This window comes from Nocardia sp. NPDC050713 (genome assembly GCF_040654315.1).
Classification (GTDB): Bacteria; Actinomycetota; Actinomycetes; order Mycobacteriales; family Mycobacteriaceae; genus Nocardia.
Genome location: NZ_JBFAHS010000028.1, coordinates 48,507 through 54,775, shown reverse-complemented (window position 1 = coordinate 54,775; position 6,269 = coordinate 48,507). Strand labels below are relative to the sequence as shown.

The following is a 6,269-nucleotide window of genomic DNA, read 5'->3' as shown; positions in this document are numbered from 1 at the left end:
TGGGGCTTCGGTCACGGTTTCCCCGGGGTAAGCCGCGGTCGCGCGGGGCGGTGGGCCGCCGCGACGAACCGAGGGTCAGTTGTAGACCGCGCCCATCGAGGGGACGGAGATGGTGCCGCGCTGGTACTGGTAGCCGTCCGGGTTGGCGTCGCTGACCGGGACCGACCAACGGTGCCACAGGGTTCCGTACACCGCGGAGACGATCATGCCGGGACCGAGGTCGAGCGCCCTGGAACGGATAGTGGTGTCGACCGGAACGTCGTTGTGCTCGTAGAGCACCTCGGTGCCGCTGCGTCCGTTGGACAGATTGACCCACAGCGCTTCCATCTTGGCGCCGCCCTGGTTCGGCGAGATGGTGCCGGGACCGCCGAAGAAGCCGAGGCGGAAGCCGTCGGTGCCCAGCGCGATGCCCGACCCGTACACGCCGGGGCCCCCGCCGCGGCCGATGTCGGACTGGGCCGGAATCTGGAACGGCTGGGCGGGCAGCGCGACCTTGCTCTTGGCGGGCAACCGGTCCCGCTCGGCGAGGAGTCGCTCGATCGCCTCCTCCGCCAAGGGATTACCTTCGGCGGCCTCCCGCAGCTTCTGCACCGCGACGCCCCAGTCCACGGTCGGGACCTCGGGCTCCGCCGCCGCGCTCCCGCTGAACACCGTCGCCAACACGGCCGAAATGGCCGCCGCCGCGGTGAGATGACGCTTGAAACTCAGTCGACGCATAACCAATCTCCTTGCCAGAGTCCTTGGTACAGCCTTACTGAAATTCCTCCGCTGATTCGCGGTAACCCCCGGGACCCTACCGACCCTCGAAACCCCACCACAACCCACCCCGAACAACAACTGGCTCAGGCGCACAACGCAGGCCGCCGACCCGGCAGGGCTACCCACCGGAGGTCGTGACAGCCACGAAGACGCGCTCGCGTGCGGGCCGCGAGCCACCGATCGTTGCACTCACGCGCGCATTGTCCGCCCGCAGAACGTCGCGATCGTGAGATCTGTTGGGACACAGCGCTGTTCACATTGTTCCCTGGGGCACTTTCCGATACCGTGTACGACGGAATGTGGCCCGGCCGCATACCTGCGCAGAACTCGCAGATGAGGGGGAATCATCCATGATTACAACTTTTTCGAGCAGGCGCGTGCGCCGATTCGGTCTCGGTGCTGCGGTGGCCGCTGCGGTAATGGTGCTCGCCGCGCCCACCGCCTCTGCGGCTGAAGCTCGCTTGACGATGTCCTCGGACAATGGGACCTACTCTGTCTGGTCAACCTATTCGCTGACGATCACTGCGGACCCCGCAATGGAAGGGACAGCGACCTTCTGTACCACCGTCGATCGCATAACGACCTGTTACCAGCCGATCCAATCATCGAACGGCACCGCAACGATGCAATGGACACCGTCGAAACAGGGCACATATGACATCGAGGCCAAGTATGTCTACGCCGCTCCGGACGGGCCCAACGGTAGTTACGGACTCCGTGCTCGTGCGACTATCCGTGTCTACTGCCCTGGCCATCAAGGGCAGTCGTGGAACTGTCCGCGCCCCTGAGGACTATCCGGCCGGTGCAGGTGGCCGGTTCGAGGCTCCGGTCATCCCACCGGTGACGGCTGAGTTGGCCACCGCAGAAACTGCGCCGCCCCGGTAGCTTTCCGACGATGACGGCCTACGGGCGGCCTGAGCGAGCGGTCGTGCGATGGGCTCGACATCAGAGACGACGAAACCGGTGCGGGGCCACCCGACCCCGCACCTGTTTCGCTTCAGGTCAGCGCGTCACTTCAGCTCGGCGCTGGTCTTGCCGAGCACCCGCCGCGCCACGATGAGCTGCTGGATCTGCTGGGTGCCTTCGAAGATGTCGAGGATCTTCGAGTCGCGGCCCCACTTCTCCAGCAGGGTGCGCTGGGAGTAGCCGATGGTGCCCGCCAGTTCGACGGCCTTGAGGGTGATGTCGGTGCCGGTGCGGCCCGCTTTGGCCTTCGACATGGAGGCTTCGAGCGAGTTGGGCTTCTTGTTGTCGGCCATCCACGCCGCGCGCAGCGCGAGCAGGTAGGCGGACTCGTAATCGGCTTCCATGCGCAGGAATTCGGCCGCCGCGGCGTGCTGGTTGATCGCCGGGGTGTCGTAGGAGATCTCGATACCCGCGGCGGTCAGGATGGCGCGCAGCTCCTCGAGCGCGGCTCGGGCCACGCCGACGGCCATCGCGGCGACCAGCGGGCGGGTGTTGTCGAAGGTCTGCATGACCCCGGCAAAACCCTTCTCCACGTTGACTTCCGGGCTGCCGAGGATGTTGTCGGCGGGAATCCGGCAGTCCTGCAACAGGAGCACGGCGGTATCGGAGGCCTTGATGCCGAGCTTGTGCTCGAGCCGGGCCACCGACAGGCCGGGAGCGTCGCGCGGCACGACGAACGACTTGATCGCCGCGCGACCGAGGCTCTTGTCGACGGTCGCCCACACCACGATGTGGGTGGCGCGCTGACCAGCGGTGACGAAGATCTTCTCGCCGTTGAGCACCCACTCGTCACCGTCGCGCACCGCGGTGGTGGTGACGGCGGCGGAGTCGGAGCCGAACGACGGCTCGGTGATGGCCATCGCGGCCCACACCTTGCCGAAGCGCTTCAGCTGCTCGTCGGTGGCGACGGCCGCGATGGCCGCGTTGCCGAGACCCTGGTAGGGGATCGACAGCATCAGGCCGACGTCGCCCCACGAGGTCTCCAGGGCGTTCAGCAGCGCGGACATGTTGCCGCCGTTGGTGTTTCCGAGCAGCTCGGTGGCGTGCGCGTCGGATTCCTCGGAGCGGCCGCCCGCGGCGCCGCCGATCTTCTGGGTGCCGGAGTCGGCCAGGCCCTCGACCATGGCGGCCATGGTGTCCAGCTCGACGGGGTACTCGTGCTCGCCGAGGTCGTACTTGCGCGAGATCGGCCGGAAGATCTCCTTGGCGACCTGGTGGGCCTGGTTGGCGCTGGCCCGCAGCTTCTTGGGGAGTTCGAGATTGATCATTGTTGAAGGTCTCCTGAAGGAAGGAACGAGCCGATCAGATGAGCACGACACCCTCGGCGACGCCGACGGCCCGCAGATCGCGGTACCAGCGCTCGACCGGGTGTTCCTTGGTGAAGCCGTGGCCGCCGAGCAGCTGGACGCCGTCCAGGCCGATCTGCATGCCCTTGTCGGTGGCCAGCTTGCGGGCCAGCGCCGCCTCGCGACCGAAGGACAGGCCCTGCTCCGCGCGTGACGCACCCCGCAGGGTCACGAGCCGCAGACCGTCGAGCTCGATGGCGATGTTGGCGACCATGAACGCCACCGCCTGGCGGTGCGAGATCGGCTCGCCGAACGCCTCGCGCTCGTTGACGTAGGGGATCACGTAGTCCAGCACGGCCTGGCTGGTGCCGGCGGCGAGCGAAGCCCAGCCCAGTCGCGCGAGGCGCACCGCGTCGGCGTACTCCTCGGCGCGGGTCTTGGCGTCGCCGTCGCCGAGCACGGCGTCGGCGGAGACCGCCACGTCGTTGAGCAGCAGGCGGCCGATGCCCGCGGCGCGCAGACCCATGCTCGGGTCGGCCTCCACGACCAGGCCCGGCGCGTCGGACTCGACGATGAACAGGGCGGGACGGCCGTCGAGCTCGGCGGCGATCAGGAACAGCTCGGCGTCCGCGGCGGCGGGCACCAGGCTCTTGACGCCGTTGAGGCGGTAGCCGCTCGGGGAGCGGGTGGCCTTGGTCTGCAGGGCGAACGGGTCGAACAGGGCGCGCGGCTCGTTGATCACGACCGAGGCCTGCGGCACGTTCTCGCCGGTGAAGGCGGGCAGGTAGGTCTTCTGCTGGGAATCGGTGCCCCACTGGGAGAGGGCGACCGCGACGCCGCTCGGCGCCAGGATCGGCAGCGCGAGGCCCATGTCACCGTGCGCGAGCGCCTCGGCGACCATCGAGTTGGTGACCGCGCCGCGTTCGGAGGCCGCACCCTCGAGCTCCTCGGGCACGTTGATCAGGGTGATGCCGAGTTCCGCGGCGCGCTCGAGCAGGTCGCGCGGCGCCTTGGCGGAGTTGTCGGCCTCGTAGGCCGCGGGGCGCAGGATCTCGGCGGCGAATTCGCGTACGGTCTCGACGATCATCTGCTGCTCGTCGGACGGGGTGATGTCGAAGAGGTCCTTCTTCTTCGACTCGTTGTCCGCGAGCCGCTTGGGGGCGCCGCCGCCAGCGACCTTGTTGAACGCGCGGGTGGCCGCACCCAGGGTGCGGAAGCCGGTCTTGGTGCCTTCGTAGGTGACTCGCTCGATCGGCTTGCGCAGGTTGTACTTCTCGGCGAGCTCCGACCCGGTGAGGGTTGTCATGACCCGCATCGCGGCACCCATCCAGTCCCGCTTGGGCTGGTTGAGGCCGACGGCTGACGTGTCTGGACGTCGCGTCGTTGCGCTGTCTCGAGTGCTCATCATCACCTGTTTTCTCGGGTGGGTGGGTGAGGTCTTGTCCCAGCTATCTTACTCCTGAGTAAGGCAATCTTACTCCAGAGTAAGAAGACCGTCGAGCGGCCATCGGAGTCGATGCTGCCGGAGGTTGCCGACGCATGCTGGACGGTCGACCGATTCGCCTCTCGATCCCAGGTGTCTGCCGTTTTTTCAGTGATACCTCACGTATTGCCGAATAGTGAAACGAATGTACTTCACAACGCTGCGGATTCGGCTACGGTGTCGGCACATAGTTGCCCCCGAAATGGAGGTCTTGTTCATGAAACGACTTGTGGTATCGGCCGGGTTCGCGGTGGCGGTGGGATTGGGCGCACCGGTCGCGGGCGCCGCGCCCGGACTGCCGTTGACGCCCATCGATGTGGATCCGGGCGGCCCGCCGCGGGTCGATTTCGGTTCCGGCGCACCGGTCTTCGATTTGGGCTCGGGCGAGGGCGGGACGGGCATCGACCTCGGTTCGGGCGAGGTCGGATTCCCGTCCGGGTCGGCGGGGTCGGGATCGGGGGAGTCCGGTTCGGCGACGGGGTCGGGAACCGGCTCCGCGCGGCCGGGTAGCGCGGGCTGACGGAGGCGGCTCCGCGGGGCCGTCGCATCGGACGGTGCGTTGGTCTCGCGTGGCCGGGATCAGCCGCCGTTCACCCCGCTGGTGGCCAGGGCGGTGTCGGCTGGTGGCTTGTGATCGGGCTGGTGGCCGGCGAACAGCGGATGGCCACAGTGGGACGTCGCGCGCGCCATCGCGGGCGGCTCGTCGGGCACCTCGGATTCGCCGATCATGTTCGTGCTTCTGCGATTCGGGCTGATGGGTCCGCTGCTCGCGCCGCTGTGGGGCTACGGGCTCTGGCGGTTGTGGCGGGAACCGCGCTATCGAGCTTTCCCTGTCACCTATGTCCTGCTGTTCGTCGTGTTTCTGCTGACCGGCGGCAAGGCCTACCGCATCGACAACGGCCTCGGCATCGACGAGCAGGGCGAGCCGCTGTTCGTGTGCCGCGAACTCCGCGCACCGTGGCATGAACTCTGGCCGCGCGCAAAGTATCTCGGCTGACAGCTAGAGTCCGTGCCGACACAGGAATTCGTCGATGGTCTTCCACCACTCCTCGGGCCGCTCGATCATGAGCACATGTCCGGCGTGGATCTCGGTGTACTCCGCGCCGGGGATGGCGGCCGCGAGAGCGCGCGAGTTGGCCGGATGGATGAGCAGGTCGGCCGTGGCGTTCACCACCAGGGTCGGCACCGTGACGTGTGCCAAATCATCGGTGGTGTCGACGTTTTCGACGAGCACCGCTTGCTGTCGGGTGCCGCCGGGAACGGACCCGGCCATCTGGCGGACGAGCGCGTCGGACGCCGCCGCGGACAGCGACTCGAGGTGGTCCGCCGAGAATCCCACCAAGGCCGACAGCCGCGCGAACGTCTCGGTGTCGCCGAGATCGAGCAGATCCTGCCACGCTTGCGCGACGATCCTGGCGCGGTTGTCCGCCTTCGAAAAGCCTGCGGCCAGCACCAATCCGCGGATCCGGTCGGGATGCCGCACCGCGGCGCGCACCGCGACCGTGGTGCCGAGCGAGTACCCGATGATCGTGAACGTCTCGACGCCCGCCTCCACCGCGGCCGCGACCAAGGCGTCGGCGAGTCCGTCGACGTCGAGGCAGGTGTCGTCGCCCGGATAGTCGGAGGCCACCACGGTGTGCTTCGCGGCCAGTGCCGCAACGATGCCGCCGAAATTGCTCTCGATCGATCCGCTCGCTCCGTGCGCGAGGACGATGCCGGGCCCGGACCCGGTGACGGTGGTGGTCAGAGGAATCGCAGTCATGCCGCAGAAGTTA

Annotated in this window: 7 protein-coding genes; 2 read left to right on the top strand and 5 right to left on the bottom strand. The window is 67.7% G+C overall.

The window, feature by feature from the left end; all coding sequences use genetic code 11:
• Window positions 1-75 precede the first annotated feature (75 nt).
• The 3 genes from AB0H49_RS33520 to AB0H49_RS33510 form a co-directional block, all read right to left on the bottom strand.
• Window positions 76-717, bottom strand: a complete 642-nt coding sequence (locus AB0H49_RS33520; protein ID WP_355003857.1) for a hypothetical protein — start codon at window positions 715-717, stop codon at window positions 76-78.
• Window positions 718-1,769: 1,052 nt separating this feature from the next.
• Window positions 1,770-2,993: an acyl-CoA dehydrogenase family protein gene (locus tag AB0H49_RS33515; RefSeq protein ID WP_355003851.1), complete on the bottom strand. Its 1,224-nt coding sequence runs from the start codon at window positions 2,991-2,993 to the stop codon at window positions 1,770-1,772.
• A 34-nt stretch (window positions 2,994-3,027) separates the two neighbouring features.
• Window positions 3,028-4,419, bottom strand: coding sequence for an acyl-CoA dehydrogenase family protein (locus tag AB0H49_RS33510; protein ID WP_355003850.1), 1,392 nt, complete (start codon window positions 4,417-4,419; stop codon window positions 3,028-3,030).
• A 292-nt stretch (window positions 4,420-4,711) separates the two neighbouring features.
• Here AB0H49_RS33510 and AB0H49_RS33505 point away from each other — a divergent pair, with 292 nt between their 5' ends.
• Window positions 4,712-5,014 carry a hypothetical protein gene (locus AB0H49_RS33505; RefSeq protein WP_357256922.1) on the top strand — a complete coding sequence of 101 codons (303 nt, stop codon included), beginning with the start codon at window positions 4,712-4,714 and terminating at the stop codon, window positions 5,012-5,014.
• A 59-nt stretch (window positions 5,015-5,073) separates the two neighbouring features.
• Here the strand turns inward: AB0H49_RS33505 and AB0H49_RS33500 are convergent, their stop codons facing one another.
• A complete protein-coding gene (locus AB0H49_RS33500; protein WP_357256920.1) occupies window positions 5,074-5,223 on the bottom strand; it encodes a hypothetical protein in 150 nt (49 codons plus the stop codon).
• On the opposite strand from AB0H49_RS33500, the gene AB0H49_RS33495 reads away from it, so the two are divergent.
• A complete protein-coding gene (locus AB0H49_RS33495) occupies window positions 5,222-5,491 on the top strand; it encodes a hypothetical protein (RefSeq protein WP_357256918.1) in 270 nt (89 codons plus the stop codon). The genes AB0H49_RS33500 and AB0H49_RS33495 overlap by 2 nt on opposite strands.
• Window positions 5,492-5,494: 3 nt before the next feature.
• Here the strand turns inward: AB0H49_RS33495 and AB0H49_RS33490 are convergent, their stop codons facing one another.
• On the bottom strand, window positions 5,495-6,256 hold the full coding sequence (locus AB0H49_RS33490) for an alpha/beta hydrolase (RefSeq protein ID WP_357256916.1): 762 nt from the start codon (window positions 6,254-6,256) through the stop codon (window positions 5,495-5,497).
• Between the last annotated feature and the right edge of the window lie 13 nt (window positions 6,257-6,269).